We start from the raw sequence: 25,974 nt of genomic DNA, 5'->3' as shown, positions 1-25,974 counted from the left end.
TACGGGTCAGTCTAGGCGGGTCATACCCCCTGGCTGACCGAGCTCATGTTGAAGTCCGGGATGCGCAGCGCGGGCATCGCGGCCCGGGTGAACCAGTCGCCCCACTCGCGCGGCAGCGTCTTCTCCGTACGGCCCGCCTCCGACGCCCGCGACAGCAGGTCCACCGGCGACTCGTTGAACCGGAAGTTGTTCACCTCGCCGACCACCTCGCCGTCCTCCACCAGGTAGACGCCGTCCCGGGTCAGCCCGGTCAGCAGCAGCGTCGCCGGGTCCACCTCGCGGATGTACCAGAGGCAGGTCAGCAGCAGAGCCCGGCCGGTCGTCGCGGCCACCATCTCCTCCAGCGACCGCTCACCGCCGCCGTCCAGCACCAGGTTGTCGATGGCCGGCGCGACCGGCAGGCCGGTGAGGGCGGCGGTGTGCCGGGTCGTCGTCAGCCGCTCCAGCTTCCCGTCCCGTACCCAGTCCGTCGGCGCGAGCGGCAGCCCGTTGTCGAAGACGGAAGCGCTGTCGCCGGAGGAGTGGGCGATCACGAAGGGCGCCGACTCCAGACCCGGCGCGTGCGGGTCGCTGCGCAGGGTCAGCGGGAGCGGGGCCAGCGTCTCGCCGAGCCGGGTTCCGCCGCCCGGCTGGGAGAAGACCGTCCGGCCCTCCACCGCGTCCCGCGCGGTGGACGACCAGAGCTGGTAGATCAGCAGGTCCGCCACGGCGGTCGGCGGCAGCAGCGTCTCGTACCGTCCGGCGGGCAGCTCGATCCGCCGCTCCGCCCACCGCAGCCGCTGCGCCAGCTCCGCGTCCATCGCCGCAGGTTCGACGTCCTTGAAGTCGCGCGTCGACCGGCCCGCCCAAGCGGAACGGGTCCGGTCCGGCGACTTGGCGTTCAGCTCCAGCGTCCCGGTCGGCTGGTCGTGGCGGAGCCGCAGCCCCGTCGACGTACCGAGGTAGGTGGAGGTCAGCTCGTGGTTCGCGAATCCGTACAGCTCGCGGCCACCGGAGCGGGCCCGCGCGAAAGCGTCTCCGAGGGCCGGCGCGAAGTCGGTGAAGACCTCGGAGCCGGTCTCGGCGGGCGCGTCCGTGAAGTCGGGCGACGAGGGCACGTTGCCGACCAGCGGCTGCGCGTCCTCGGCGGGACCGGCGCTCCGGGCGGCGGCCTCGGCGGCCCGGACCAGCGGCTCCAGATCGTCGGCGGTCACGGCGGACCGCGAGACGACACCGGAGGCCGTGCCCTTCGCGCCGTCGACGGTCGCGATGACGGTGAGGGTCCGGCCCCGGGTCACGCCGTTGGTGGTGAGCGCGTTGCCGGCCCAGCGCAGGTTGGCGGAGGAGTGCTCGTCGGCGATGACCACCAGACCGTCCGTGGTGGACAGCTCCAGGGCCCGCTCGACGATCTCGTACGGCTTGCTGACGCGGCTCATCGTCCGGCCTCCTGCGTCGTGTTGAGGATGTTCACGCCTCGGAAGAGGGCGGAGGGGCAGCCGTGGGAGACCGCGGCGACCTGGCCCGGCTGGGCCTTGCCGCAGTTGAACGCGCCACCGAGCACATACGTCTGCGGACCGCCGACCTTCTCCATCGAGCCCCAGAAGTCCGTCGTCGTCGCCTGGTACGCCACATCGCGCAGCTGCCCGGCGAGCTTGCCGTTCTCGATGCGGAAGAACCGCTGCCCGGTGAACTGGAAGTTGTAGCGCTGCATGTCGATCGACCAGGACCGGTCGCCGACCACGTAGATCCCGCGCTCGACCCCGCCGATCAGATCCTCCGTCGACAGCCCGCCAGGGTCCGGCTGCAGTGACACGTTCGCCATGCGCTGTACGGGGACATGGCCCGGCGAGTCCGCGTACGCGCAGCCGTTGGAGCGGCCGAGGCCGGTGAGCTTCGCGATCCGGCGGTCCAGCTGGTAGCCGACCAGCGTGCCGTCCTTGACCAGGTCCCAGGACTGCGCCTCGACGCCCTCGTCGTCGTAGCCGACGGTCGCGAGGCCGTGTTCGGCGGTGCGGTCACCGGTCACGTTCATGACGGAGGAGCCGTACGCGAGCTTGCCGAGCTGGTCGAAGGTGGCGAACGACGTGCCCGCGTACGCCGCCTCGTACCCGAGCGCCCGGTCCAGCTCGGTGGCGTGGCCGATCGACTCGTGGATCGTCAGCCACAGGTTCGACGGATCGACGACCAGGTCGTACGTCCCCGCCTCGACGCTCGGCGCCCGCATCTTCTCCGCCAGCAGGCCGGGGATCTGCTCCAGCTCGGCGTCCCAGTCCCAGCCGGTGCCTGTCAGGTACTCCCAGCCGCGTCCGGCCGGTGGCGCGATCGTCCGCATCGAGTCGAACTCACCGGTCGCGGAGTCCACCGCCACCGCCGTCAACTGCGGCTGGATGCGCACCCGCTGCTGCGTGGTGACCGTGCCCGCCGTGTCCGCGTAGAACTTGTTCTCGTGGACGGTCATCAGCGACGCGTCCACATGCGCCACGCCGTCCGCGCCCAGCAGCCGCCCGCTCCACTCCGCGAGCAGCGCCGCCTTCTCCTCGTCCGGTACGGAGAACGGGTCGACGTCGTACGCCGAGACCCAGGTCCGCTCGCCGTGCACCGGCTCGTCCGCCAGCTCGACCCGCTCATCGGAACCGGCCGCCGCGATCACCTTCGCCGACAGCTTGGCCATCGCCACGGCCTGCGAGGCCACCTTCGCCGCCGCGTCCATCGTCAGGTCGACGCCCGAGGCGAACCCCCACGCCCCGCCGTGCACCACCCGCACCGCGTACCCGAGGTCCGTACTGTCCGAAGCCCCGGCGGGCCGCGCGTCCCGCAGCCGCCAGGAGGCGCTGCGCACCCGCTCCAGCCGGAAGTCGGCGTGCGTGGCGCCGAGCGCCCGCGCCCGCGCGAGCGCCGCGTCGGCCAGCGCGCGCAGCGGGAGGGCAAGGAATGACTGATCTACCTCGTGGGGCACAGGGAATTCCCTTCTCGATACACGACGGCAGTGAACCATGAGGAAGGCGTGGACAGCCGGGGATATCGCGGACGTGTGTGCCCGGCACGCAACCACGCGGACTGTAGGAACCCGACAGCACCCCGGACAAGCCACTGTCAGGGCCCGATTCCTCGATCGGCTCACGGTACCGATAGGTTTTCGACGTACCAGCCCGCCATGGACTGCGCACCACACCGCCAAGGAAAGGGTGATCCGTTGAGCCGCTCGGTTCTCGTCACCGGAGGAAACCGGGGCATCGGCCTCGCCATCGCCCGCGCCTTCGCCGACAACGGCGACCAGGTAGCGATCACCTACCGCTCCGGCGAGCCGCCCCAGGCCCTCACCGAGGCCGGTGTCCTCGCGGTCCGCTGCGACATCACCGATGCCGAGCAGGTGGAGCAGGCCTACAAGGAGATCGAGGAGAAGCACGGTCCCGTGGAGGTGCTGGTCGCCAACGCGGGCATCACCAGGGACGGGTTGCTGATGCGGATGTCGGAGGAGGACTTCACCTCCGTCGTCGACACCAACCTCACCGGCACCTTCCGGGTCGTCAAGCGCGCCAACCGCGGCATGCTGCGCGCCAAGAAGGGCCGCGTCGTCCTGATCTCCTCCGTCGTCGGCCTCCTCGGCTCGGCGGGCCAGGCCAACTACGCGGCCTCCAAGGCCGGACTCGTCGGGTTCGCCCGGTCGCTGGCCCGTGAGCTCGGCTCGCGGAACATCACCTTCAACGTCGTCGCACCCGGTTTTGTCGACACCGACATGACCCAGGCGCTCACCGAGGAGCAGCGCAAGGGCATCGTGTCCCAGGTGCCGCTGGGCCGCTACGCGCAGCCCGACGAGATCGCCGCCGCCGTGCGCTTCCTCGCCTCCGACGACGCGTCGTACATCACTGGAGCCGTCATCCCCGTTGACGGCGGATTGGGCATGGGTCACTGATCACCATGAGCGGAATTCTCGACGGCAAGCGCATCCTCATCACCGGGGTGCTGATGGAGTCGTCCATCGCGTTCCACGCCGCGAAGGTGGCCCAGGAGCAGGGCGCCGAGGTCATCCTCACCGCCTTCCCGCGTCCGACCCTGACCGAGCGCATCGCCAAGAAGCTGCCGAAGCCCGCCAAGGTCATCGAGCTGGACGTGACCAACCAGGAGCACCTGGACCGGCTGGAGGGCCTGGTCCGCGAGGAGCTCGGCTCGCTGGACGGCGTCGTCCACTCCATCGGCTTCGCGCCGCAGGACGCGCTCGGCGGCAACTTCCTCAACACGCCGTTCGAGTCCGTCGCCACCGCGATGCACGTCTCGGCGTTCTCCCTGAAGTCGCTGGCCATGGCCTGCAAGCCGCTGATGAGCGAGGGCGGCTCGATCGTCGGCCTCACCTTCGACGCCCAGTACGCCTGGCCGCAGTACGACTGGATGGGCCCGGCCAAGGCCGCGCTCGAGGCCACCTCCCGCTACCTCGCCCGTGACCTGGGCAAGGACGGGCTGCGCTGCAACCTGATCTCCGCCGGCCCGATCGGCTCCATGGCCGCCAAGTCCATCCCGGGCTTCTCGGAGCTGGCCGACGTCTGGAACCACCGCGCTCCGCTCGCCTGGGACATGTCCGACCCGGAGCCGGCCGGCCGCGGCATCGTGGCGCTGCTCTCCGACTTCTTCCCGCGCACGACCGGCGAGATCATCCACGTCGACAGCGGCGTGCACATGATGGGCGCCTGACCGCGCGCAGCCTCGGCTGACGGCCTCCGGCCGCGTACCTCCTCCTGACTCTTCGAGGCGGTACGCGGCCGGAGGCCGTCGCCGTCCGTGACTCTCTGCCGCCGCTCCGGTCGAAAAGTCTGACGTTCCACCGCAGAATGTGGAGGAACCGGACTTCTGGTCAGGCTGCGGGAGGGAGATCGCCGTGCGCCCCACGCGTCGCCGCCCCCGTCTCCTGCTGGCCGCCTCGGCCGCCGTCGCCGCTCTCGCCGCACCTCTGGGAGTCCACGTGGCCAGCGGTGCCGACTCCGGTACGGCGGTGGCGCCTCCGGAGCCCGAACCGGCCGGCTCCGAGTGCCGTACGACGATCGAGGGCTCCCGGGTCGTCGCGTACTGCCACAACCCCTACCCCTCCACCGACCTGGTCCAGCTCCACACCGAGTGCGTCCGCTGGTGGGACGTCGACGCGGACGGTGCGGCGGTCGCGGTGGCGCCGGGGCGGACCGTACGGCTGGAGGACCGCTGCTGGAAGGAGATCGCGACCGCCTGGGTCAGCCACCGGCCCGCGCCGCTCTGAGGCGGGCTAGACCCGGTCCGCCAGGCAGTTCAGCGCGTGGCTCGCCGCCTCGGCCGCGGCCGTCTCCGCGTCCCCGGCGCGGATCGCCTCGACCAGTCGCGCGTGATCCATATGGTTCTCCGGACGCAGCTCAGGTCCCACGTCACCCCTGAGATAGTCACGCAGCAGATCCCCGAGGTCCGCGTAGAGCTCGGTCAGTACGTCGTTGTGCGAGGCGGCGACCACCGCCAGGTGCAGCGTCGCGTCGGCCGCCACGAACGCCTCCGCGTCACCCGAAGCCCACGCCTCCTCCCGGCGCGCCATCAGCGTGTCGAGCTGCCGCAGATCCCGCTCGGTACGCCGTACGGCGGCGAGCCGGGCGGCTGACGACTCCAGCGTCGAGCGCAGCTCCGCGATGTGGCGCGGGTCGGCGGCGGCGAAGCGGCGGTGCATCACGCCGGCCAGCTCGCTCGTGGCGATCACGTAGGTGCCCGAGCCCTGCCGGATGTCCAGCAGTCCGTTGTGCGCCAGGGCCCGGACCGCCTCGCGCACGGTGTTACGGGCCACGCCGAGCTGCTCGACCAGCTCCGGCTCGGTCGGAATCCGCGAGCCGACCGGCCACTCGCCCGAGGTGATCTGGTTCCGCAGTTGCGCGATCACCTGGTCGGCGAGTGCCGAACGCCGGGGAGACGTCAGCGCCATGGTGCTCCTTGCTCGTGAGCTGTGAGGGCGGGTCCGGGGATTCTCTCAGGGTGACCGGGGGAGGCCGGGTCACCGGGAAGGGGATTGGACAATCAATCATCCCATGATTCTATGATGGCCTCATGCCGGACGACGAGACCCAGACCCAGACCCTGAACCGCGGCGCCGCCGCGCGCACCTCCACCGGCCCCCAGGCCCCGCTGCTCGCCGGAGCCGCCGAGGCCCCGGCCCCCTGGCTGCTGCGCCTGATCGCCGTCGGGCTCGTCCTGGCCGCACTCAACCTCCGCCCCGCCATCACCAGCCTCGGCGCCCTCCTCGAAGAGGTCCGCGACGGGCTGCACATGAGCGGCAGCGTGGCGGGCGTGCTCACCTCCGTACCGCCGCTCTGCTTCGCCGTCTTCGGCGTCATGGCACCGCGCCTAGCCCGCCGCTTCGGCGCGGGCGCGGTCGTCTGCGCGGGCATGGCGGCCATCGCGGCGGGCCTGGTGATCCGCCCGTACATCGGCTCCACCGCCGGATTCCTGGCCGCCAGCGCGCTGGCCCTGATGGGCATCGCCGTCAGCAACATCCTGATGCCGGTGATCGTCAAGCGCTGGTTCCCCGACCGCGTCGGCACCATGACCGGCCTCTACTCCATGGCCCTGGCCCTCGGCACCGCGCTGGCCGCCGCCGTCACCGTGCCGCTGACGAGCACGATGGGCGGAAGCTGGCAGTCCGGGCTCGCCGTCTGGGCCGTGCTCGCCGCTCTCGCGGTGCTGCCCTGGATCGTCCTCGTACGGGACCGGACGCCGGCGCCCGGGACGCCCGTTCCCGGATCGGCCGCCGCACGCTCCGCCGACGCGCCGGCGCTCCGGATCACCCGCAGCCGGACCGCGTGGGGGCTCGCCTGCTTCTTCGGGCTCCAGGCGACGGCCGCGTACATCACCATGGGCTGGATGCCGCAGATCTTCCGCGACGCCGGGGTCTCGGCCGGTACGGCGGGTGTCCTGCTCGCGGTCACCATGGCGATGGGCGTCCCGCTCGCCTTCGTCATCCCGCGGGTCGCCGGCCGGCTCAAGCAGCAGGGCCCCATCGTGGTCGTCCTCGGCCTGTGCGGCCTGATCGGTTACGGCGGCCTCTACCTGGCACCGGCCGCCGGCGCGTGGGCCTGGGCGGTGCTGCTCGGCGTGGCCAACTGCGCCTTCCCGCTCGCCCTCACCATGATCGGCATGCGCTCGCGGACCGGGGCGGGCGTGGTCCGGCTCTCCGCCTTCGCCCAGTCCACCGGCTATCTGCTCTCGATCCCTGGCCCGCTGCTCGTCGGCGTGCTCTACCAGCACAGCGGCGGCTGGGGGCTGCCGATCGCTCTGATGGCGGGGCTGATGATTCCGCAGATGGTGGCCGGAGTGCTCGCCGGGCGGGACCGGACCATCGAGGACGAGTGCTGAGATGCGAGACTGGCCCCATGCCAGTGCTCGATCCGCAGCCCAAGAACGGTCAGAAGAAGCTCCTCCTCGTCTTCGGGGCGATGCTTCTCGTCACGGTGGTCATCGGTGTGATCGCCACCATCGCCTCCCCCTGACGCCCGGCCGCCCTGCCCATGGTGGGGCTGGCCCCCCTGTCCCTTAGGGGGCCAGGGGCAGGGTGAAGTGGGTGGATCACCGGATGGGACCGGCCCGGTCGGTTCCGTAGGTTCTTCGGTAACGAACCGAATACCCACGGAGGCGGACATGCCGGTCCCTGCGCACCCCAGGTCCCACGTCCCGGCCGCCTCCCACCGACCGGCTCCTTCCCAGCCCGCCGCCGACCGTGTGGAGATACGGCTGCCCTGGTGGGCCGTGGCGCTTCCGGCCGTCGCGTTCGCCGCACTGCTGCTCATGATCATGAGTCCGGGCCAGGCACAGGCCGCCACCGCCGACCCCGCACTCGGACAGCTGATCGAGCGCGCGCTCCACCTGCTCTCCCGCTGATCCACGCACCACGGCGAACACACCCCGGACCAGCACGTCCACCTTCCGGACGAGGCTGTCAACACCCTGCGCCGGAGGCCGCGTTTCATGCGAAGCTGAGGTGTATGAGCGTCGAGACACCTCGCAGGATCGTCCTTCTCAGGCATGCCAAGGCGGAATGGTCACAGAATTCGGATCATGAGCGCCCGCTGGCCGAGCGCGGTCGTAAGGACGCGCCCGTGGCCGGCCGCAGGCTCGCCGATTCCGGTATCGACTTCGATCTGGCCCTCTGCTCCAGCGCCGTCAGGACCCGGGAGACCTGGAAGCTGGCGGTCCACGAATTCGCCCAGCGCCCCCGGACCGTCTACGAGGAGAGGCTGTACGAGGCCTCCCTCGGCGAACTGATCGCCCTCTTCAACGAGACCCCGGACGAGGTCCGCAATCTCCTGGTCATCGGCCACAACCCGGGCATGCACGGAGCCGCCGACGCCCTCTCCGGCTCGGCCGAGGGCGACACGCTGGCCCGGATGACCCGGGACGGCTTCCCGACGGCGTCCTACGCCGTGGTGGAGTTCCCCGGCTCCTGGAAGAGCGTCGAGCACGGAGCGGGCCGCCTCACCGAGTACTGGACGCCGAACGACTGAGCGTCCGGACACCGCTGAACACCTGAACGCGCGGGGCCCCGGCACATCACCTGTGCCCGGGCCCTCTTCCGTACGCTGCCAAAACCGCCGACTCCGTACGCTGCCGGAACCGGCGCCGCCGTACGATCACGGGCCCGGCGGCCACCCGCCGGAACCGTCAGTCGACCAGGCCGTCCGCCGCCTCGACCTCTTCGCGGGTGATGCCGAGCAGATAGAGCACGGTGTCCAGAAACGGCACGTTCACCGCGGTGTGCGCCGCCTCGCGGACCACGGGCTTGGCGTTGAAGGCGACCCCGAGCCCCGCCGTGTTCAGCATGTCGAGATCGTTCGCGCCGTCCCCGATGGCCACCGTCTGCGCGAGCGGCACCCCGGCCTGCTCGGCGAAGCTCCGCAGCAGCCGGGCCTTCCCCGCCCGGTCCACCACATCGCCGACGACCCGCCCGGTGAACTTGCCGTCCACCACCTCCAGGGTGTTGGCGGAGGCGAAATCGAGGCCGAGGCGTTCCTTCAGGTCGTCCGTGACCTGGGTGAAACCGCCCGAGACGACGCCCACCTGATACCCGAGGCGCTTCAGCGTACGGATCAGGGTGCGGGCGCCGGGCGTGAGCCGCACCTCGGCGCGGACCTTCTCCACCACCGAGGCGTCGAGTCCCGCCAGCAGCGCGACCCGGGCGTGCAGCGACTGCTCGAAGTCCAGCTCGCCGCGCATCGCCTGCTCGGTCACCTCAGCGACCTTGTCCTCACAGCCCGCGTGGGCCGCGAAGAGCTCGATCACCTCGTCCTGGATCAGCGTGGAGTCCACGTCCATGACGACCAGCCGCTGCGCCCGCCGGCTCAGTCCGGCCGAGACGACGGCGACGTCCACGCCGATCTCGGCGGCCTCGGTCGCCAGCGCGGTCCGCAGCTCCGCCGTCCCGGTCCCCGACACCGCGAACTCGACGGCGGTGACCGGGTACTTCGCCAGCCGGAAGATACGGTCGATGTTCCCGCCGGTCGCGGTGATCGCGGCCGCTATGGCGGCGGTCGACTCCGCGGTGAGCGGGTGGCCCAGCACGGTCACATGGGAACGGCCGCAACCACGGGGCCGGTTGTCACCCGTGCCCGAGATGATCTCGGCCTGCAGCTTCAGGGACTCGGCCCAGCTGTGCACGGTCGCCCGCAGGTCGCCCTCGGTCGTCCCGCCCGCCGTGGGTGAGGTGACCAGGGCGCACAGCACGATGCGGCCCCGGGTGACGACCTGCTCGATGTCCACGACGTCGACGGAGTACGCGGCGAGGGTGTCGAACAGCCCGGCGGTGATACCGGGACGGTCCTTGCCGAAGATCTTGACGAGGAGGGTGGGCGTGCTGTCCGCAAGGTCCGCAGGTTCCGCAAAGTCCGCAGGTTCCGCCGGATTCACAGGTTCCGCCGGGTTCACGGGATCCGCCGGGTTCACGGGAGGCTCGGAGGAGGGGGAAGGCTGAGGTGGCTGAGGTGCGCTCATGGTGGTCCCACCGTATCGGTCCCGTCGCCGCCTCCGGCCGTCCGTCCCGAGTGCCGGACGGAAGACACGGGGGCTTTCCGCCGACCGTCCTCTTTGTGTCGGGATCGCACCGCTTCTCCGCTTCGGTGCCCGACTTCACCGGCCCGACTTTCGGTTGAGGGACTGCTCCTGGAATAGTTCCCCACGATGTTCAGCATCCCTAGACTCCCTGCGACGGGGGTAACACGGGGGACAACTAGTGGGGCGCGGAGTGCCGGAACTCGTACTGGAATTGAATGGCAGCACCTGGACGCTCGATCCGTCCAGGCCGTACACCCTGGGGCGTGACCCGCAGGGGGACCTGACGATCGACGACGCCAGGGTCTCGTGGCGGCACGCCACGATCAGCTGGAGCGGCCGGAGTTGGTTCATCGAGGACCACGGCTCCACCAACGGCACGTATGTGCAGGGACAGCGGATCCAGCGGACGGAGATCGGGCCCGGTTCCGCCGTGCGCCTGGGCAACGCCACCGACGGACCGCGGCTGAATCTCACCGCCGGCGCCGCTGCCCACGCCGGTCAGCCGGCCGCCGCCCACCAAGGCCCGGCCCAGCACCAGCAGCACGCGCAGCCCGGCGCGGCTTGGCCCGGACAGCAGGCGCCTGCCCAGCACCAGGCGCCGGCCCGCCAGGCCCCCGTACATCAGCAGCCCCGGCAGGCGTGGCAGCAGCAGGCACCGGAGCACCAGCAGCAGGCCCCGTACCAGCAGCAGGTTCCGCACCAGCAGGGCCCGGGACGGCCTCCCGCCCCGGCCCACGGCGGCGGACCGGTCCACGGCGGTGCCGCAGGTGCTCCGCCGGTCTACGGCGACCGCAGCCCGACCACGTTCCACCAGCTGGCGCTCGGCCGGGTCATGCGCATCGGCCGTGCGCTGGAGAACGAGCTGGTCGTCTCCGACCTCCAGGTCTCCCGCAACCACGCCGAGTTCCACGCGACGCCCGACGGCCGGTTCGAGATACGTGACCTCGGCTCGCACAACGGCACGTACGTCAACGGTCTGCCGCTCCAGAAGTCCGGCTCGGCGCTCCTCGGCCCGAACGACATCGTCGGCGTCGGCCACTCGACGTTCCGGCTGGTCGGCGACCGGCTGGAAGAGTTCGTCGACACCGGCCAGGTCTCCTTCTCGGCCCGTCACCTCACGGTGACGGTCGACGGCGGCAAGCAGATCCTCAAGGACGTCTCCTTCGGCGTCCCGGAGAAGTCGCTGGTCGCGGTCATCGGCCCCTCCGGCTCCGGAAAGTCCACGCTGCTCAAGGCCCTCACCGGCTACCGGCCCGCCGACGAGGGTGACGTCCTCTACGACAACCGGAACCTGTACAAGCAGTTCGCCGAGCTGCGCCAGCGCATCGGCCTGGTCCCGCAGGACGACATCCTGCACAAGGAACTGACCGTCACCAAGGCCCTCAAGTACGCGGCCAGGCTCCGCTTCCCCGCCGACACCACCGAGGCCGAGCGCCAGGCCCGGATCACCGAGGTCCTCGCCGAGCTCAAGCTCGACATCCACAAGGACAAGAAGATCACCTCGCTCTCCGGCGGCCAGCGCAAGCGCGTCTCGGTCGCTCTGGAGCTGCTGACCAAGCCGTCGCTGATCTTCCTGGACGAGCCGACCTCGGGTCTCGACCCGGGCATGGACCGCGATGTCATGCAGCTGCTGCGCAGCCTCGCCGACGACGGCCGTACCGTGCTCGTCGTCACGCACTCCGTGGCCGAGCTGGCCATCTGCGACAAGCTGCTCGTGATGGCGCCCGGCGGTGCCGTCGCGTACTTCGGTCCGCCGGAGGAGGCGCTGAACTTCTTCGGCTACAGCTCCTGGGCCGACGTCTTCTCCGCCTTCGAGAACTACCGCGACTACGACTGGGCGGGCCGCTGGCGCGGTTCGCAGCACTACCAGATGTACGCCGCCGACATCGACGCCGTCGCCGCGCAGTCCGTCCACATGCCGCCGCCTCAGCAGATGCGGCCCCCGAAGCCGCAGAGCTGGGGGACGCAGCTGTGGACGCTGGTGCGCAGATACACCTCGGTCATCGCCTCCGACAAGGCATTCCTCGGCCTGATGGTGGCTCTGCCGGCGGTGATCGGTGTGCTGGCCGCCGTCATCCCGGCCGACTTCGGACTGGCCCCGCCCACGCCGCCGACCCAGTTCAACGGCAAGGCCGGAATGATCCTGCTGATCCTCGCGGTCGGTATCTGCCTGGCCGGTTCGGCCAGCTCCGTACGAGAACTGATCAAGGAACGCGTCATCTACGAACGGGAACGGGCCACCGGCCTCTCCCGCTCGGCCTACCTGGTGTCCAAGGTGATCGTGCTCGGCGTGATCACGGCCTTCCAGAGCGTCATCCTCTGCGGTATCTGCTTCGCCGCCCGTGAGCTGCCGGCCGAGGGGCTGTTCATGTCTCCGGCCGTCGAGATCTGCATCTCCATCGTGGCTCTCGGGTTCACCTCGATGATGTTCGGACTGATGATCTCCGCGCTGGTCAAGACCTCCGAGATGACCATGCCGTTGCTGGTCATGTTCGCGATCGTCCAGCTGGTGTTCACCGGCGTCCTCTTCCAGGTGTACGGCACGCCGGGCCTGGAGCAGCTCACCTGGCTGATGCCGTCCCGCTGGGGTGTGGCCGCGGCCGGCACCACGCTGGACCTGGCCAACCTGATGCCGCCCTGGGACCCGAAGAACCCGACCGACCTGGACCCGCTCTGGGAGGCCACGGCGGCCCAGTGGGGGATCAACATCTTCGTGCTGCTGGTGATCGGCGCCCTCTGCGGTGTCGCAGTGGCCCGGCTGCTGCGCCGCCACGAACCGGAAGTCATGCGCAAGTAGGGTCCACCGGGACCGCGTACACGCCGAGGCCGGCACCCCGTGGGGTGCCGGCCTCCGGCATGTGCGCTGCTGGGCTCAGTACGCGCTGTCGACGTTGTCCATGGTGCCGTAGCGGTCGGCCGCGTAGTTGCAGGCGGCGACGATGTTGGCGACCGGGTCGTAAAGGTCCTTCTTGGTGCCCTTGACGTGGTAACGGTCGAAGGTGGGCTGGATCACCTGGAGAAGGCCCTTGGAAGGGATGCCGTTGCGGGCGTTGATGTCCCAGTTGTTGATCGCCCAGCGGTTGCCGCTGGACTCCCGGATGATGTTGCGGTGGATCCCCTCGTAGGAACCGGGGATGCCTTCCTTCTTCATGATCGCCATGGCCTCGCGGATCCAGCCGTCCAGGTTGTTGGCGTAGACGGGCTTGCGCGCGGTGGAGCGGTTGGCGGCCTCGGCGCCGCGCTTCTTCGCGTCGGCCTTGGCCTTGGCGGCCTTCTCGGCCTTGTCCTTCGCGTCCGCCGCGGCCTTGGCCTTCGCGGCCTTCGCCTTGGCCTCGGCGGCGGCCTTCGCCTTGGCGGCGTCGGCGGCCTTCACGAGCTGCTCGGCGGTGGAGTGCTGCTCGATGATGCTGTTCTGCACGGTCTTGGCCTGCGCGGAGCCCCCGGTGAAGGCGACGGGAGCGGCAGCGCCCGCTGCCTGCGGGGCGATCTCGGCCTCGGCGTTCGACGGGACGAGCGAGAAGGTCAGGGAGGCGACGGCCAGGGCCGACACACCGGCCACGGAGATCTTCTGGACCTTGTTCAGACGACGGACACGGCTGGGGATGCGAGTCGCAGACATGTAGGGCTACCTCTTCGAATGCTCAGGTGTCCTCACGGAGGACGAGACCGGAGGCGGCGATGCGCACCTCCGTCGGGGACGAGAGCAATTCTTAGCGGCAGCAAAATCGTGTGGCAAAGGTGTGACGTACGAAGCCGGGTAGTGGAACAGGGTCCTGTTCGTCCGAAATAACCCCCGCTCATGCCCACTCAAAACGCCCTTTTGGGTCCACTAGGGACGTTCGTAAGTGACCTGCGCCCTATGCCTGGGCTCACACCGGCGACGCGTCGAGCTCACCACTCGTTGCTGGAGCAATTCGGAGCGTTACGTTCCTCATCCGGCAGGATGAGGTGGACGTCGCCGAACTCGTGCCAGAGGGAGCGCCGCTCCAGCGCCGCCTCGTACCCGCGGCGGAGCGCCTCACGGCCCGCCACCGCCTCCAGCATCAGCAGGTGCGAGGCCTGCGGTTCGTGCAGCCCGGTCAGCAGCCCGTCCACCGCCCGCACACCTCGGCGCGGCGTCACCACCAGGTCCGTCCAGCCCGAGGCGGGCCGCACCACTCCGTCCGCGTCCGCCGCCGACTCCAGCGCCCGCACCGCCGTCGTGCCGACCGCGACCACCCGGCCGCCCGCCGCCCGCGCCGCGTTCACCAGCCACGCCGTGGTGGACGGCACCGCGAACCGTTCCGGGTACGGCGGCTCGTGCGCCTCCGCCGACGCCACTCCCGTATCCAGCGACAGCGGAGCGAACCGCACCCCGCGGCTCACCAGCTCCGCCACCAGGCCGGCCGTGAAGGGCCGGGCCGCGCTCGGCATCTCCGCCGAACCGCTCCCGTCGGCCGCCTGGACCGCGAACACCGTCTGGTACGCGGAGAGAGGCTGGTCCCGCTCCGTGTACGCGTACCGGATCGGCCGCCCGTACCGCCGCAACAGCTCCGGCACCCGCTCCGGCACCCGCGCCCACCACAGCCGCGCGCCCGCCGCGGGCCCCGGCGAATGGAGCCGGTCCGGCCCGCCCGGCAAAGTGCCTCCCACCGGCTCCTCCAGCACCAGCTCCCGGCCACCCGGCAGCCGAACGACCGCACCGGCAGGCCCGCCCGGACGCGGCGCGCCGGCCCCCGAAGCGCCGGGCGCCCGCAGCTCCACCGCCCACCGGCCGTCCTCGCCGCGGGTCGAGAAGTGCACGACGACCCGCTCACCGCCCACCCGTCCGTTCACCGCGGCCGGCAACGTCGCCGACGTGTTCACCACCAGCACGTCCCCGGCCCGCAGCTGCCCCGGCAACTCCCGGAACGCATGGTGCGAGACGGCCGGCCCCCGCGTCACCAGCAGCCGTACGTCATCACGCCCCGACCCCCGCTGCTCGGCCGGCACCCGGGCCGACAGCTCCGGCGGCACCCGCAACGCCTCCAGCGACGACGCGCCGGCCTCCGCCCGGCACCCCTCATCCACCGGAGCGCCCGAGCTCCCCTCCCGCCGCGCCGCCTGCACCGCACTCACCGCGCACCACCGAAAGCCTCCGGGCCCTCCTCCAGCAGCGCCGGAGCGGCGAACCGGCCGCTCGCCGGCCGCTCCCGTACCAGCCGCAGGAACGCGGGGACCACGCTCGCCGGCGACGGCCGCGCCTCCCCGCCGTCGTCCGGCACCGCGGCCTCGTAGAGATCCGTGTCCATGTCGCCCGGATCGACCGCCCACACCCGCAGCGCCGGCTCCTCCACGCCCAGCACCGCCGCCAGCTGGTCCAGCGCCGCCTTCGACGCCCCGTAACCGCCCCAGGTCGCGTACGGCTCCGCCGCCGCGTCCGAACTGACCATGACCACCGCCGCCGAGGCCGACGCCCGCAGCAGCGAAAGCGCCTCCTGCACGAGACCGAGCGCGGCCACCACGTTGGTCTCCAGCGCCTGCCGCAAACCGTCCAGCGGCTGTGCCTCCAGCCGGACCAGCGGCTCGGCGCCCAGCACACTGGCGTTGCTCACCAGCAGATCGAGCCCGCCCAGCTCACCGGCGGCCGCGACCAGCTCCGCCCGGTGCGCCGCGTCCGCGACATCGCCCGGAACGGCCACCACCCGCGTCCCGTACCGCTCCCGCACCTCCTTCGCCGCCGCCTCCAGCACCCCGGACGTCCGCGCGTCCAGCACCAGATCCCACCCCTGCCGGGCCAGCGCCTCGGCGAGCGCGCGCCCCAGCCCCTTCGAACCACCCGTGATCAACGCGACCGGCATCGTGACCGTCCCCTTACAGCGCATCGGCGTCCACCGGGCCGACCCCGGCGACTCCAACGTAGGAAGCCCTGATCACGGAGCGCCTCGCCCGGGAGCCGCACCCGCACCCGGCACTTCGTCCTAGGACCGGGCAGGTCCTAGGACCACGGTCCCGGTACCGGCCCGCGACCGCCCTAGGTCTCCCGTCCTCCGGCAGCCGTCCTCGGCCCGATACGGCCCCCGCACACCCGCCGGTACGGTGATCCCATGAGCCATCGACCACCGTCGGCCCTCGCCGCGGTGAGTGCCGCGCTGCTCGCCATGAGCCGGCACCTCGAAGTAGGAGACGTCCTCAAGACGATCGTCGCCTCCGCCCGCGAGCTGCTGGACGCCCGGTACGCGGCCCTCGGCGTCCCGGACGACCACGGCGGCTTCGCCCAGTTCGTCGTCGACGGTGTGAGCGACGAACAGTGGAAGGCCATCGGCCCGCTGCCCCGGCAGCACGGCATCCTCGCCGCGATGCTGCACCAGGCGAAGCCCGAGCGGCTCGCCGACGTCCGCAAGGACCCGCGCTTCGAGGGCTGGCCCGACGCGCACCCGGACATGTCCGACTTCCTCGGCCTGCCCATCACGGACGGCGACGAGATCATCGGCGCGCTCTTCCTCGCCAACAAGATGTGTCCTAAGCCCGACGGCGGCTGCGGCTTCACCGCCGAGGACGAGGAACTCCTCTCGATCCTCGCCCAGCACGCCGCCATCGCCCTCACCAACGCCCGCCTCTACGAGCGCAGCCGCGAGCTGACCATCGCCGAGGAACGCTCCCGCCTCGCCCACGAGCTGCACGACGCCGTCAGCCAGAAGCTCTTCTCGCTGAGGCTCACCGCCCAGGCCGCCGCCGCTCTCGTCGACCGCGACCCGGCCCGCGCCAAGGGCGAGCTCCAGCAGGTCGCCGTCCTCGCCGCCGAAGCGGTCGACGAACTGCGGGCGGCCGTCGTGGAGCTGCGCCCGGCCGCGCTCGACGAGGACGGCCTGATCGCCACCCTCCGTACCCAGATCCAGGTCCTGGACCGGGCTCACGGGGCCGCGGTCACCTTCGGGAGCAGCGGTGTACGTGCTCTGCCCGCCGCGCAGGAGGAGGCGCTGCTCCGGGTCGCGCAGGAGGCCCTGCACAACGCGCTGCGCCACTCCGGCGCCGAGCGCGTCAACGTCACCCTGACCCGCCGCGCCGCCGCGACCGTCCTGCTCATCACCGACGACGGCATCGGCTTCGACCCCATGGCCGTCCGGCTGGCGGGCCGCCACCTCGGGCTCGTCTCCATGCGCCACCGCGCCAAGAGCGTCGGCGGCCGCCTCACCGTTGTTTCGGAGCCCGGAAAGGGCGCCACGATCGAGATGGAGGTCCCCGGTGGCTGACAAGATCATCAGGGTGCTGCTGGTCGACGACCACCAGGTGGTCCGCCGTGGACTGCGTACGTTTTTGGAGATCCAGGAGGACATAGAGGTCGTCGGCGAGGCGTCCGACGGCGCGGAAGGCGTGGCCCGCACCGAGGAGCTCCGGCCCGACGTCGTCCTGATGGACATCAAGATGCCCGGAACCGACGGCATCGAGGCCCTGCGCAGGCTCCGCCAGCTCGACAACCCGGCCAGGATCCTCATCGTCACCAGCTTCACCGAACAGCGCACGGTGGTTCCGGCCCTGCGCGCCGGAGCCTCCGGTTACGTCTACAAGGACGTCGACCCGGACGCGCTGGCCGGCGCCATCCGCTCGGTCCACGCCGGACACGTCCTGCTCCAGCCGGAGGTCGCCGGGGCCCTCCTCGCCCAGGAGGACGCGGGCAGCGGTACGGGCCGGGGGAGCACTCTCACCGAGCGCGAGCGCGAGGTGCTCGGCCTCATCGCCGACGGCCGCTCCAACCGCGAGATCGCCCGCGCACTCGTCCTCTCCGAGAAGACGGTCAAGACCCACGTGTCGAACATCCTGATGAAACTCGACCTCGCGGACCGCACACAGGCGGCGCTGTGGGCGGTACGGAACGGCGCTGCGGGCTGAGATCCATACTTGTCCGGCACCAACTCAGCCCGTCCGGCGTTTGAGGACGGAACCCTGGAGCCGGGGCCCCCGCACCGGAACCGGCCCCCGCCCAGGGACTCCGACCCCAGCCCGTCCGGCGCTTGAGGACGGAACCCTGGAGCCGGGGTCCCCGCACCGGAATCGGCCCCCGCCCAGGACTCCGACCCCAGCCCGTCCGGCGTTTGAGGACGGAACCCTCACGCCGGTGAGCCCGCACCGGACCAGGCCCCCGCCCAGGGGCACCCCCAACAGCCCGTCCGGCGCTTGAGGACAAAGGGCCCGCGGCCTACCGCGCCACCTCCCCGCCCTCCACATACGCGTTGTACGCGGCGACAACAGCCCGCCGAGCCACCCGCTCCACCGGCCGCAACGCCTCCCCCCGAGCCGCCATCTCCGAAGCGCTCACCGCACCCCCGTGCCCCGACCCGTACGCCACCGACACCAGCAGCCCCACCCGCCGCGCCAGCTCCAGCACCCGCACCGCCCGAGGCGGATAACCAGGCGCCAACACATCCCGCCCACGGCTCTCCGCCCGCGCCCGGTACGCGTCCACCGCCGCCTCCGCCACCGGCCCGGAACCGGCCACATCCAGCCGGGACAGCGCCGCCGTCGCCTCCCGCAACGCCTCCGCCAGCTCCCGCTCCGCCTCGCTCAGCGACGGCACGTCCGCCGGCGGCGCCTCCCGTACCGGCAGCACCCGCCACACCACCTCGACGTGCAGATCTCCCTCCGGCCCGGCCTCGCTCACCTCCGGCACCAGCCCGTACGGCACTCCGTACGCGATCACCGCCTCCTCCGCCTCCAGCGCCCGCGCGTTGAAGTCCGGCGGACCGGACAGCCCCAGCGGATGCCCCGGCACAGGCAGCGCGACCCGGAAACCGGTCGCCCCCAGCGCCCGCAGCCGCCCGAGCGCCAGCGTGAGCCCGACCGGCCCCGCCTCACCCGGCAGCCCCTCGACGCGGTGCACCGCGTCCTCCCCGACAATCGCGAGAGCCGCGTCGTCCGGCGAGACAAGTCCCGCCAGAAGCGCGTTTCCCCAGGCGGCCAACAACCCTGAACGTGGTTCCTCAAGCATGGAGACAGCCTAGGGAACCGGCCGAACCGGCCGGGAACGTCACCGGGGACGGACCTCACGGCCGGAGCGCTCACGCGGTGGCGTAGGTTTTCTCCTGGGACTGTGCCCACAGGCACGCGACGATCTCGACGAGACTGCATGGGGAGACAACGCGCTCATGAGCGATGTACTGGAGCTGGTGGACGTATCCGTGGTCCGCGACGGACGCGCTCTGGTGGACGACGTCTCCTGGTCGGTCAAGGAGGGGGAGCGCTGGGTCATCCTGGGCCCCAACGGCGCCGGCAAGACGACGCTCCTCAACCTGGCGTCCAGCTACCTCTTCCCGAGCAGGGGAACGGCCACCATCCTCGGCGAGCAGCTGGGCGGCGTCGGCACCGACGTCTTCGAGCTCCGTCCCCGCATCGGCATGGCGGGCGTGGCCATGGCCGACAAGCTGCCGAAGCGGCAGACCGTCCTGCAGACGGTGCTCACCGCCGCGTACGGCATGACCGCCACCTGGCACGAGAACTACGAGGCCGTCGACGAGGAGCGCGCCCGCGCCTTCCTGGACCGCCTCGGCATGACCGAGTACCTGGACCGCAAGTTCGGCACGCTCTCCGAAGGAGAGCGCAAGCGCACGCTGATCGCCCGCGCGATGATGACCGACCCCGAGCTGCTGCTCCTCGACGAGCCCGCCGCCGGACTCGACCTCGGCGGCCGCGAGGACCTGGTCCGCCGCCTCGGCCGCCTCGCCCGCGACCCGTACGCTCCCTCCATGATCATGGTCACCCACCATGTCGAGGAGATCGCGCCCGGCTTCACCCATGTCCTGATGATCCGGCAGGGCAAGATCCTGGCGGCCGGGCCCATGGAGACCGAACTCAGCTCCCGTAACCTCTCCCTCTGCTTCGGCCTGCCGCTGATCGTCGAGCACACCGGCGACCGCTACACCGCCCACGGCCTGCCGCTCTCCTGACCCGCCCCGGGGCGGCCTCCAGGGCAATCCCTGGGGCCTTCAGCGCAGTTGACGTCAGTTGACCACCCCTGCGCCCTGTCGGTGACGCACCGACAGTCCTACGATGACCATGTGGACATCGACGCGTGGGTGTGGTGGCTGATCATCGCGGTGGGGCTGGGCATCCCCCTCGTCCTGACCGCGATGCCCGAGTTGGGAATGTTCGCGGTCGGGGCGCTGGCCGCAGCGGTCGTCGCCGCGCTCGGCGGCGGCATCGTCGCCCAGGTGCTGGTCTTCGTCGGGGTGTCGGTGGCGCTGCTCGTCGTCGTCCGCCCGATCGCCGCCAGACACCGGGCCGGACAGACCGGACACGCCAGCGGTATCGACGCCCTGATGGGCCGTCAGGCGGTCGTGCTGGAACGGGTCAGCGGCGCCGGCGGCCGCATCAAGCTCGCCGGCGAGGTCTGGTCGGCGCGCTCGCTCGACGAGGACCAGGTCTACGAGCCCGGCCGGCAGGTCGATGTCGTGGACATCGACGGAGCGACGGCCGTCATCATGTGAGCGAACCACGCACGAGGCGGGCGCAGTTCTGCGAGACTCGAAGTCGATCATGTCGATCATCACGAGATCCGTCGGCAACCGAAGGGCACGAGAGACACGATGCAACCGATCATCATCGTCCTGATCATTCTGGTGGTGCTCGTCTTCATCGCCCTGATCAAGACGATCCAGGTCATCCCGCAGGCCAGCGCCGCCATCGTGGAGCGCTTCGGCCGCTACACGCGCACCCTCAACGCGGGCCTGAACATCGTCGTCCCGTTCATCGACTCGATCCGCAACCGGATCGACCTCCGCGAACAGGTCGTGCCCTTCCCGCCGCAGCCGGTGATCACCCAGGACAACCTGGTCGTCAACATCGACACCGTCATCTACTACCAGGTGACCGACGCCCGTGCCGCGACCTACGAAGTCGCCAGCTACATCCAGGCGATCGAGCAGCTCACCGTCACCACCCTCCGCAACATCATCGGAGGCATGGACCTGGAGCGCACCCTCACCTCCCGCGAGGAGATCAACGCGGCGCTGCGCGGCGTCCTCGACGAGGCGACCGGCAAGTGGGGCATCCGCGTCAACCGCGTCGAGCTCAAGGCCATCGAACCGCCCACCTCCATCCAGGACTCGATGGAGAAGCAGATGCGCGCCGACCGTGACAAGCGCGCCGCGATCCTCACCGCCGAAGGCATCCGGCAGTCCCAGATCCTCACCGCCGAAGGTGAGAAGCAGTCCGCGATCCTGCGCGCCGAGGGCGAGTCGAAGGCAGCGGCCCTCAGGGCCGAGGGTGAGGCCCAGGCCGTCCGCACGGTCTTCGAGGCCATCCACGCGGGGGACCCGGACCAGAAGCTGCTCTCGTACCAGTACCTCCAGATGCTCCCGAAGATCGCCGAGGGCGACGCCAACAAGCTCTGGATCGTGCCCAGCGAGATCGGTGACGCCCTCAAGGGCCTCAGCGGAGCCTTCGGCAACCTCGGCGGCGGCGCCCCCGGCTTCAACACCGGCGGCAACGGCAACGGGGGGAACAGCGGCAACGGAGGCAATGGCGGCAACGAAGGCGGTGCCGGCGTGGTCAACCCCCGTGGCGCCGCCGTCGAACGCCGCGAAGAACCCCCGGTCTACTGACGCGCCACCTCCTTCGTGCATGATCAGTGAGGCCCCTCGACCTTCATGGCGGGGAGGCATCACTGACCATCGAAGGAGATGGCCTTGTCCATCTGGGAAATACTCGCCGTCTTCGTGGCGGGAGTGGGTGCGGGCACGATCAACACGATCGTCGGCTCCGGCACCCTGATCACCTTCCCCGTCCTGCTCGCCACCGGCCTCCCGCCGGTGACCGCCACCGTCTCCAACGCACTCGGCCTCATCCCCGGCTCCATCAGCGGAGCCATCGGCTACCGCAAGGAGCTGGCCGGCCAACGCCGCCGCATCCTCAAACTGAGCGTCGGAGCCGCCATCGGCGGCCTCACCGGCGCCACGCTCCTGCTCGCGCTGCCTTCCACCGCGTTCGAGACGATCGTCCCGGTCCTGGTCGCCCTGGCCCTCGTCCTGGTGATCCTGCAACCACGCATCAGCAAAGCCGTCCAGCGCCGCCGCGAACGCACCGGCACTCCGGCCCGTCCCGACGGCGGCCCGCTCCTCTTCACCGGCCTGACACTCGCCAGCGTCTACGGCGGCTACTTCACGGCCGCCCAGGGGATCATCTACCTCTCGCTGATGGGCATGCTGCTCGACGACACCCTCCAGCGCCTCAACGCCGTCAAGAACGTCCTGGCCGCCGTGGTCAACAGCATCGCCGCGCTGTTCTTCCTCTTCGTCGCCGACTTCGACTGGACGGCGGTCGTGCTGATCGCGGTCGGCTCGGCCATCGGCGGCCAGATAGGCGCCAAGGTGGGCCGCCGCCTCAGCCCGACCCTCCTGCGCGCCCTGATCGTCGTGGTCGGCTCGGCGGCCATCGTCCAGCTGCTGCTCCGCTGACCCACGTGGGCCCGCCCCCGCACAGGGACGGGCTCACGCGTACAGCATCAGCCGTACGTCATCTACGCCATGGCTCTAGGCGGCAGCCGCCGCCCGGTCCAGCCACTCCGGCAGCTCCGCCCGGTCACCGGCGCCCATCGCCAGCAGCATCGCCTCGGCGGGGGAGGGGACGAACGGCTGCTTCAGCAGCGGCATCCCGGCCTGCTCCGGAGTCCGGGCCGCCTTGCGGTGGTTGTCCTCGGCGCAGGAGGCCACCGTGTTCAGCCAGGTGTCCTGACCGCCCTGAGCCCGCGGCACCACATGGTCGACGGTGGACGCTCGCTTCCCGCAGTACGCGCACCGGTGCTGGTCCCGGATCAGCACACCCCTCCTGGACCACGGCGCCTGTCTTCGGAACGGCACCCGTACATACCGGCAGAGCCTGATCACCCGGGGCACCGGAATGTCCACGGCGGCACCACGCATACGGAGCTCGGGATGCGACTGCTCGACGACGGCCTTGTCCGTCAGGATCAGGACCACCGCACGGTTGAGCGTCACTGTCGACAGCGGCTCGAAGCTCGCGTTGAGAACCAGCGTGTCACGCATCCTGCCCACCTCCCGTGTGCCGCCCGCCCCCTGGCAGGCCCGGATCAACTCTGGCTGGGCAGGCCGCGATGGACAACGCAATAAAAAATGCCCTGCTCTGGTCTCTCCAAGACCAGAGCAGGGCAAACAACGGGCGAACTAATCGGCGGCCGGAGCCTCGTACTCACCGATCAGCTGAGCACGCCCCAGCGTGTGGAACCGGAGGTTGAACCCGACCACCGCGGGCGAGGAGTCGCTGTCGATCCCGAGCTTCTCGGTGTCCACCGCGTACACGGTGAACACATAGCGGTGGTTCTCCCCGGCGGGCGGCGCGGCCCCGCCGAACTCCTTCGACCCGTAGTCGTTACGGGCCTGGACGGCCCCCTCGGGCAGCCCCTCGAACGCACCGCTGCCCGCGCCGACCGGCAGCTCGGTCACCGACACCGGGATGTCGAAGACCACCCAGTGCCAGAACCCGCTCCCCGTCGGGGCGTCCGGGTCGAAGCACGTCACGGCGAAGCTCTTGGTCTCCGCCGGGAACCCCTCCCACCGCAGGTGCGGCGAGGTGTTTCCGGACGCAAGCACCTGCGCGTCCCCCAGCACGGCACCCGGAGCGAGATCCTTGCTCGTCACGGTGAACGCGTGCACCTCCGGATGGAAGTCGTGCGGCAGCGGGGCCCTCTTCGGCTCGGTCACGTCTCGTACCTCTCCTGATCGGCGTCGGCTCGTCTTCAGCGGGTTTCCCCACCTGACGGATCTACCCCATCCGACCCTAGAGCCCTAGAGCCAGTTGCGCTGTCCGCCGACCTGGGCGAGCCACTGGTTCAGGTACGCGGCCCAGTCGGTCTGCTGGAAGTCGTGCAGACCCACCTTGAACGCGCGGTACGAGTCGCTGCCCTCGCTGAACAGCCCCGGCTTCTTGTCCATCTCCAGGATCACGTCCATCTCCCGGTCGTCCGCGACGAACGTCAGCTCGACCTGGTGAAGCCCGCGGTACTGCTGCGGCGGGACGAACTCGATCTCCTGGTAGAACGGCAGCCGCTGACGCGAGCCGCGGATGTGACCGCGCTCCATGTCCGCACTGCGGAAGCGGAAGCCCAGCTGCCCGAAGGCGTCCAGAATGGCCTGCTGCGCCGGCAGCGGGTGCACATTGATCGGGTCCAGGTCACCGGAGTCCAGCGCGCGGGCGATCTCCAGCTCGGTGGTCACCCCGATGTCCATGCCGCGCAGGTGCTGACCGGCGAACATCGTGACCGGCGTCTCCCACGGGATCTCCAGACCGAACGGCACCACGTGCACCGCGCCCGCCTGCACCTCGAAAGCACCGCCGAGCCGCACCTTGGCGAACTCGATGTTCTGCTTGGTCTCCTGGTCGCCGCTCTCGACCTCGACCCGGGCCTGCAAACCGACGGAGAGCCCCTCGATCTGCTGAGCCACCGACCCGCCCTGGATCCGCACCTCACCCTGCACGACCCCACCGGGGACGACGTTCACCTCGGTGAGCTCGGTCTCCACCGAGGCACCACCGGCACCCATGCTCGCGAGCAGCCGCTTGAAGCCCATGTTCACTCCTTCTTGGTCCTGACCCCTACATACGCGCCATGACCGTAGCCGGTTCCCGCGCCCACCTCCCCAGTACCCTCGGACGGCATGACCAAGGGCGCCGACCGCACACCACTCACCCGTGACTTCTTCGACCGTTCCGTCCAGGAGGTCGCTCCCGACCTGCTGGGCCGCACGCTCGTCCGCCACAGCGACGAGGGCACGATCGAGGTCCGCCTCACCGAGGTGGAGGCGTACGCCGGCGAGCTCGACCCCGGCTCGCACGCCTTCCGCGGCCGCACGGCCCGCAACAGCGTGATGTTCGGCCCGCCCGGCCATACGTACGTCTACTTCACGTACGGGATGTGGCACTGCCTCAACCTGGTCTGCGGCCCCGAGGGCCACGCGAGCGGGGTGCTGCTCCGGGCCGGCGAGATCAACGTGGGCGCGGGCCTGGCCCGCGTACGAAGGGTCTCGGCCCGCAATGACAAGGAACTGGCCAAAGGCCCGGCCCGCCTGGCCACCGCTCTCGACGTCGACCGGACACTGAACGGCTGTGACCTCTTCGTCGGCCCCACGCCCGCACTCTCCGTCCTCCACGGCACCCCGCCCGCGCCTGACCAGGTACGGAGCGGCCCCCGCACCGGAGTCGGCGGCGATGGCGCACACCAGCCCTGGCGCTTCTGGATCGAGAACGACCCCACGGTGAGCCCCTACCGCGCCCACGCTCCCCGTCGCCGCCGGGCGAAGTGACGGACCATGAGCGACTTGACGGGGCTTGGGCGGACGCCTAATGTAGTCCGAGCCACTTGACACGGGTACAGCTGTCGGCACGGCCCATCGGACCGGACTGACCAGCCCAAAGAGGCCAAACCACTACCTACGACTCACCCTGGCGGGTGCGAATTCGGCATGCCCGTAATTCGCTGGACAGGCTCGATTATGAGCTGCCAAGGGAATGGGCTAACGTAGTGAACACGCCGAAAGGCAAGGCCACTCCACAGGCCACCGGAAATCGAATTCGGACCGGAAACGGAACGAAAAAGAGTCTGGTAAGTTGGAACTGCCGGAAAGGGAAACCTCGAAAGCATCCCGCTTCGACCGGGAATCGGACACGAAAGAGTCTGATAGAGTCGGAAACGCAAGACAGCAAGACAAAGAAGTACATGAAGGGAAGCGCCCGGAGGGCCCCGGTGAGACGGGATCGAAGGAAGCGTCCGTTCCTTGAGAACTCAACAGCGTGCCAAAAGTCAACGCCAGATATGTTGATACCCCGGCCTGCACCTGGTGCAGGTTGGTGGTTCCTTTGAAAAGTCCTGCCACGGGTCGCTTCGGTGACATCGGGCAGGCAATTACACAGCGAGGACGCTGTGAACAACGGGTCTTATTCCGACCGGTTGTTCCGCTCTCGTGATGTGTGCACCCGATTACGGGTAAACAT

General features: G+C 70.4%; 26 protein-coding genes. 15 read left to right on the top strand and 11 right to left on the bottom strand.

The genetic code is table 11. The features are described 5' to 3' along the window. Nucleotides 1-20: 20 nt before the first annotated feature. Together ABZ267_RS14780 and ABZ267_RS14775 are read right to left on the bottom strand one after the other, a co-directional pair. Nucleotides 21-1,415: a metallopeptidase TldD-related protein gene (locus ABZ267_RS14780; protein ID WP_356748425.1), complete on the bottom strand. Its 1,395-nt coding sequence runs from the start codon at nucleotides 1,413-1,415 to the stop codon at nucleotides 21-23. Continuing rightward, nucleotides 1,412-2,935 carry a TldD/PmbA family protein gene (locus ABZ267_RS14775; RefSeq protein ID WP_356748423.1) on the bottom strand — a complete coding sequence of 508 codons (1,524 nt, stop codon included), beginning with the start codon at nucleotides 2,933-2,935 and terminating at the stop codon, nucleotides 1,412-1,414. Before ABZ267_RS14775 ends, ABZ267_RS14780 begins: the two co-directional genes overlap by 4 nt. A gap of 237 nt (nucleotides 2,936-3,172) precedes the next feature. Between ABZ267_RS14775 and fabG the strand changes: the two genes are divergently transcribed. The 3 genes from fabG to ABZ267_RS14760 all read left to right on the top strand — a co-directional run bounded on the left by fabG (nucleotide 3,173) and on the right by ABZ267_RS14760 (nucleotide 5,221). After that, complete coding sequence (gene fabG / locus ABZ267_RS14770; protein ID WP_356748421.1) at nucleotides 3,173-3,892, top strand: 3-oxoacyl-[acyl-carrier-protein] reductase; 720 nt, start codon at nucleotides 3,173-3,175, stop codon at nucleotides 3,890-3,892. Between the two features lie 5 nt (nucleotides 3,893-3,897). Further along, nucleotides 3,898-4,665 (top strand): enoyl-ACP reductase FabI, encoded by a 768-nt coding sequence (fabI, locus tag ABZ267_RS14765; RefSeq protein WP_073879980.1) that lies wholly within the window; start codon nucleotides 3,898-3,900, stop codon nucleotides 4,663-4,665. A gap of 184 nt (nucleotides 4,666-4,849) precedes the next feature. Continuing rightward, nucleotides 4,850-5,221 (top strand): hypothetical protein, encoded by a 372-nt coding sequence (locus ABZ267_RS14760; protein ID WP_356748419.1) that lies wholly within the window; start codon nucleotides 4,850-4,852, stop codon nucleotides 5,219-5,221. 6 nt (nucleotides 5,222-5,227) lie between these two features. On the opposite strand, the gene ABZ267_RS14755 is transcribed toward ABZ267_RS14760, so the two are convergent. After that, the gene (locus tag ABZ267_RS14755; protein ID WP_356748417.1) at nucleotides 5,228-5,902 is read right to left on the bottom strand and encodes a FadR/GntR family transcriptional regulator; all 675 of its coding nucleotides are present in this window, start codon (nucleotides 5,900-5,902) and stop codon (nucleotides 5,228-5,230) included. Nucleotides 5,903-6,024: 122 nt separating this feature from the next. Between ABZ267_RS14755 and ABZ267_RS14750 the strand changes: the two genes are divergently transcribed. From ABZ267_RS14750 to ABZ267_RS14735, 4 genes are all read left to right on the top strand, one after another. Beyond that, on the top strand, nucleotides 6,025-7,329 hold the full coding sequence (locus tag ABZ267_RS14750; RefSeq protein ID WP_356748415.1) for an MFS transporter: 1,305 nt from the start codon (nucleotides 6,025-6,027) through the stop codon (nucleotides 7,327-7,329). Nucleotides 7,330-7,346: 17 nt separating this feature from the next. Next, complete coding sequence (locus ABZ267_RS14745) at nucleotides 7,347-7,463, top strand: SGM_5486 family transporter-associated protein (RefSeq protein WP_093693186.1); 117 nt, start codon at nucleotides 7,347-7,349, stop codon at nucleotides 7,461-7,463. Nucleotides 7,464-7,611: 148 nt separating this feature from the next. Then, entirely contained in the window at nucleotides 7,612-7,851 is a 240-nt protein-coding gene (locus ABZ267_RS14740; protein ID WP_356748413.1) for a hypothetical protein, read from the top strand. Between the two features lie 104 nt (nucleotides 7,852-7,955). Next, nucleotides 7,956-8,474 (top strand): histidine phosphatase family protein, encoded by a 519-nt coding sequence (locus ABZ267_RS14735; protein ID WP_356748411.1) that lies wholly within the window; start codon nucleotides 7,956-7,958, stop codon nucleotides 8,472-8,474. A 157-nt stretch (nucleotides 8,475-8,631) separates the two neighbouring features. Here ABZ267_RS14735 and serB read toward each other — a convergent pair whose 3' ends face one another. After that, a complete protein-coding gene (serB, locus tag ABZ267_RS14730) occupies nucleotides 8,632-9,957 on the bottom strand; it encodes a phosphoserine phosphatase SerB (protein ID WP_356748409.1) in 1,326 nt (441 codons plus the stop codon). 238 nt (nucleotides 9,958-10,195) lie between these two features. On the opposite strand from serB, the gene ABZ267_RS14725 reads away from it, so the two are divergent. Then, nucleotides 10,196-12,814, top strand: coding sequence for an FHA domain-containing protein (locus tag ABZ267_RS14725; RefSeq protein ID WP_356748407.1), 2,619 nt, complete (start codon nucleotides 10,196-10,198; stop codon nucleotides 12,812-12,814). Nucleotides 12,815-12,889: 75 nt separating this feature from the next. On the opposite strand, the gene ABZ267_RS14720 is transcribed toward ABZ267_RS14725, so the two are convergent. The 3 genes from ABZ267_RS14720 to ABZ267_RS14710 all read right to left on the bottom strand — a co-directional run bounded on the left by ABZ267_RS14720 (nucleotide 12,890) and on the right by ABZ267_RS14710 (nucleotide 15,836). After that, nucleotides 12,890-13,636, bottom strand: coding sequence for a transglycosylase SLT domain-containing protein (locus ABZ267_RS14720; protein ID WP_356748405.1), 747 nt, complete (start codon nucleotides 13,634-13,636; stop codon nucleotides 12,890-12,892). A gap of 272 nt (nucleotides 13,637-13,908) precedes the next feature. Beyond that, complete coding sequence (locus ABZ267_RS14715; RefSeq protein WP_356748897.1) at nucleotides 13,909-15,066, bottom strand: S-adenosylmethionine:tRNA ribosyltransferase-isomerase; 1,158 nt, start codon at nucleotides 15,064-15,066, stop codon at nucleotides 13,909-13,911. 44 nt (nucleotides 15,067-15,110) lie between these two features. Further along, nucleotides 15,111-15,836 (bottom strand): SDR family oxidoreductase, encoded by a 726-nt coding sequence (locus ABZ267_RS14710; RefSeq protein WP_356748403.1) that lies wholly within the window; start codon nucleotides 15,834-15,836, stop codon nucleotides 15,111-15,113. A 246-nt stretch (nucleotides 15,837-16,082) separates the two neighbouring features. Between ABZ267_RS14710 and ABZ267_RS14705 the strand changes: the two genes are divergently transcribed. Together ABZ267_RS14705 and ABZ267_RS14700 are read left to right on the top strand one after the other, a co-directional pair. Beyond that, nucleotides 16,083-17,228 carry a GAF domain-containing sensor histidine kinase gene (locus tag ABZ267_RS14705; protein WP_356748401.1) on the top strand — a complete coding sequence of 382 codons (1,146 nt, stop codon included), beginning with the start codon at nucleotides 16,083-16,085 and terminating at the stop codon, nucleotides 17,226-17,228. Continuing rightward, on the top strand, nucleotides 17,221-17,865 hold the full coding sequence (locus tag ABZ267_RS14700; protein WP_356748399.1) for a response regulator transcription factor: 645 nt from the start codon (nucleotides 17,221-17,223) through the stop codon (nucleotides 17,863-17,865). The genes ABZ267_RS14705 and ABZ267_RS14700 overlap by 8 nt, the downstream gene beginning before the upstream one ends. Before the next feature lie 307 nt (nucleotides 17,866-18,172). On the opposite strand, the gene ABZ267_RS14695 is transcribed toward ABZ267_RS14700, so the two are convergent. After that, nucleotides 18,173-18,961 (bottom strand): hypothetical protein, encoded by a 789-nt coding sequence (locus ABZ267_RS14695; RefSeq protein ID WP_356748397.1) that lies wholly within the window; start codon nucleotides 18,959-18,961, stop codon nucleotides 18,173-18,175. Between the two features lie 157 nt (nucleotides 18,962-19,118). On the opposite strand from ABZ267_RS14695, the gene ABZ267_RS14690 reads away from it, so the two are divergent. The 4 genes from ABZ267_RS14690 to ABZ267_RS14675 all read left to right on the top strand — a co-directional run bounded on the left by ABZ267_RS14690 (nucleotide 19,119) and on the right by ABZ267_RS14675 (nucleotide 22,424). Continuing rightward, nucleotides 19,119-19,916 (top strand): ABC transporter ATP-binding protein, encoded by a 798-nt coding sequence (locus ABZ267_RS14690; protein ID WP_015607716.1) that lies wholly within the window; start codon nucleotides 19,119-19,121, stop codon nucleotides 19,914-19,916. 111 nt (nucleotides 19,917-20,027) lie between these two features. Next, nucleotides 20,028-20,456 (top strand): NfeD family protein, encoded by a 429-nt coding sequence (locus ABZ267_RS14685; RefSeq protein WP_356748395.1) that lies wholly within the window; start codon nucleotides 20,028-20,030, stop codon nucleotides 20,454-20,456. A 99-nt stretch (nucleotides 20,457-20,555) separates the two neighbouring features. Continuing rightward, complete coding sequence (locus ABZ267_RS14680; protein ID WP_356748393.1) at nucleotides 20,556-21,572, top strand: SPFH domain-containing protein; 1,017 nt, start codon at nucleotides 20,556-20,558, stop codon at nucleotides 21,570-21,572. A gap of 84 nt (nucleotides 21,573-21,656) precedes the next feature. After that, entirely contained in the window at nucleotides 21,657-22,424 is a 768-nt protein-coding gene (locus ABZ267_RS14675) for a sulfite exporter TauE/SafE family protein (protein ID WP_356748391.1), read from the top strand. Between the two features lie 75 nt (nucleotides 22,425-22,499). Here the strand turns inward: ABZ267_RS14675 and ABZ267_RS14670 are convergent, their stop codons facing one another. The 3 genes from ABZ267_RS14670 to ABZ267_RS14660 all read right to left on the bottom strand — a co-directional run bounded on the left by ABZ267_RS14670 (nucleotide 22,500) and on the right by ABZ267_RS14660 (nucleotide 24,554). Then, nucleotides 22,500-23,012 (bottom strand): HNH endonuclease, encoded by a 513-nt coding sequence (locus ABZ267_RS14670; RefSeq protein WP_356748389.1) that lies wholly within the window; start codon nucleotides 23,010-23,012, stop codon nucleotides 22,500-22,502. Between the two features lie 138 nt (nucleotides 23,013-23,150). Continuing rightward, nucleotides 23,151-23,687 carry a YbhB/YbcL family Raf kinase inhibitor-like protein gene (locus ABZ267_RS14665; protein ID WP_356748387.1) on the bottom strand — a complete coding sequence of 179 codons (537 nt, stop codon included), beginning with the start codon at nucleotides 23,685-23,687 and terminating at the stop codon, nucleotides 23,151-23,153. 84 nt (nucleotides 23,688-23,771) lie between these two features. Then, on the bottom strand, nucleotides 23,772-24,554 hold the full coding sequence (locus ABZ267_RS14660; protein WP_350683973.1) for a sporulation protein: 783 nt from the start codon (nucleotides 24,552-24,554) through the stop codon (nucleotides 23,772-23,774). An 87-nt stretch (nucleotides 24,555-24,641) separates the two neighbouring features. On the opposite strand from ABZ267_RS14660, the gene ABZ267_RS14655 reads away from it, so the two are divergent. Further along, nucleotides 24,642-25,286 carry a DNA-3-methyladenine glycosylase gene (locus ABZ267_RS14655; protein ID WP_356748385.1) on the top strand — a complete coding sequence of 215 codons (645 nt, stop codon included), beginning with the start codon at nucleotides 24,642-24,644 and terminating at the stop codon, nucleotides 25,284-25,286. The last annotated feature ends 688 nt before the right edge of the window (nucleotides 25,287-25,974 follow it).

It is taken from the genome of Streptomyces sp. NPDC006174 (assembly GCF_040614075.1).
Taxonomy (GTDB): Bacteria; Actinomycetota; Actinomycetes; order Streptomycetales; family Streptomycetaceae; genus Streptomyces.
Note: the sequence above shows the minus strand (reverse complement) of the source record. Positions and strands in the feature narration are given on the sequence as shown.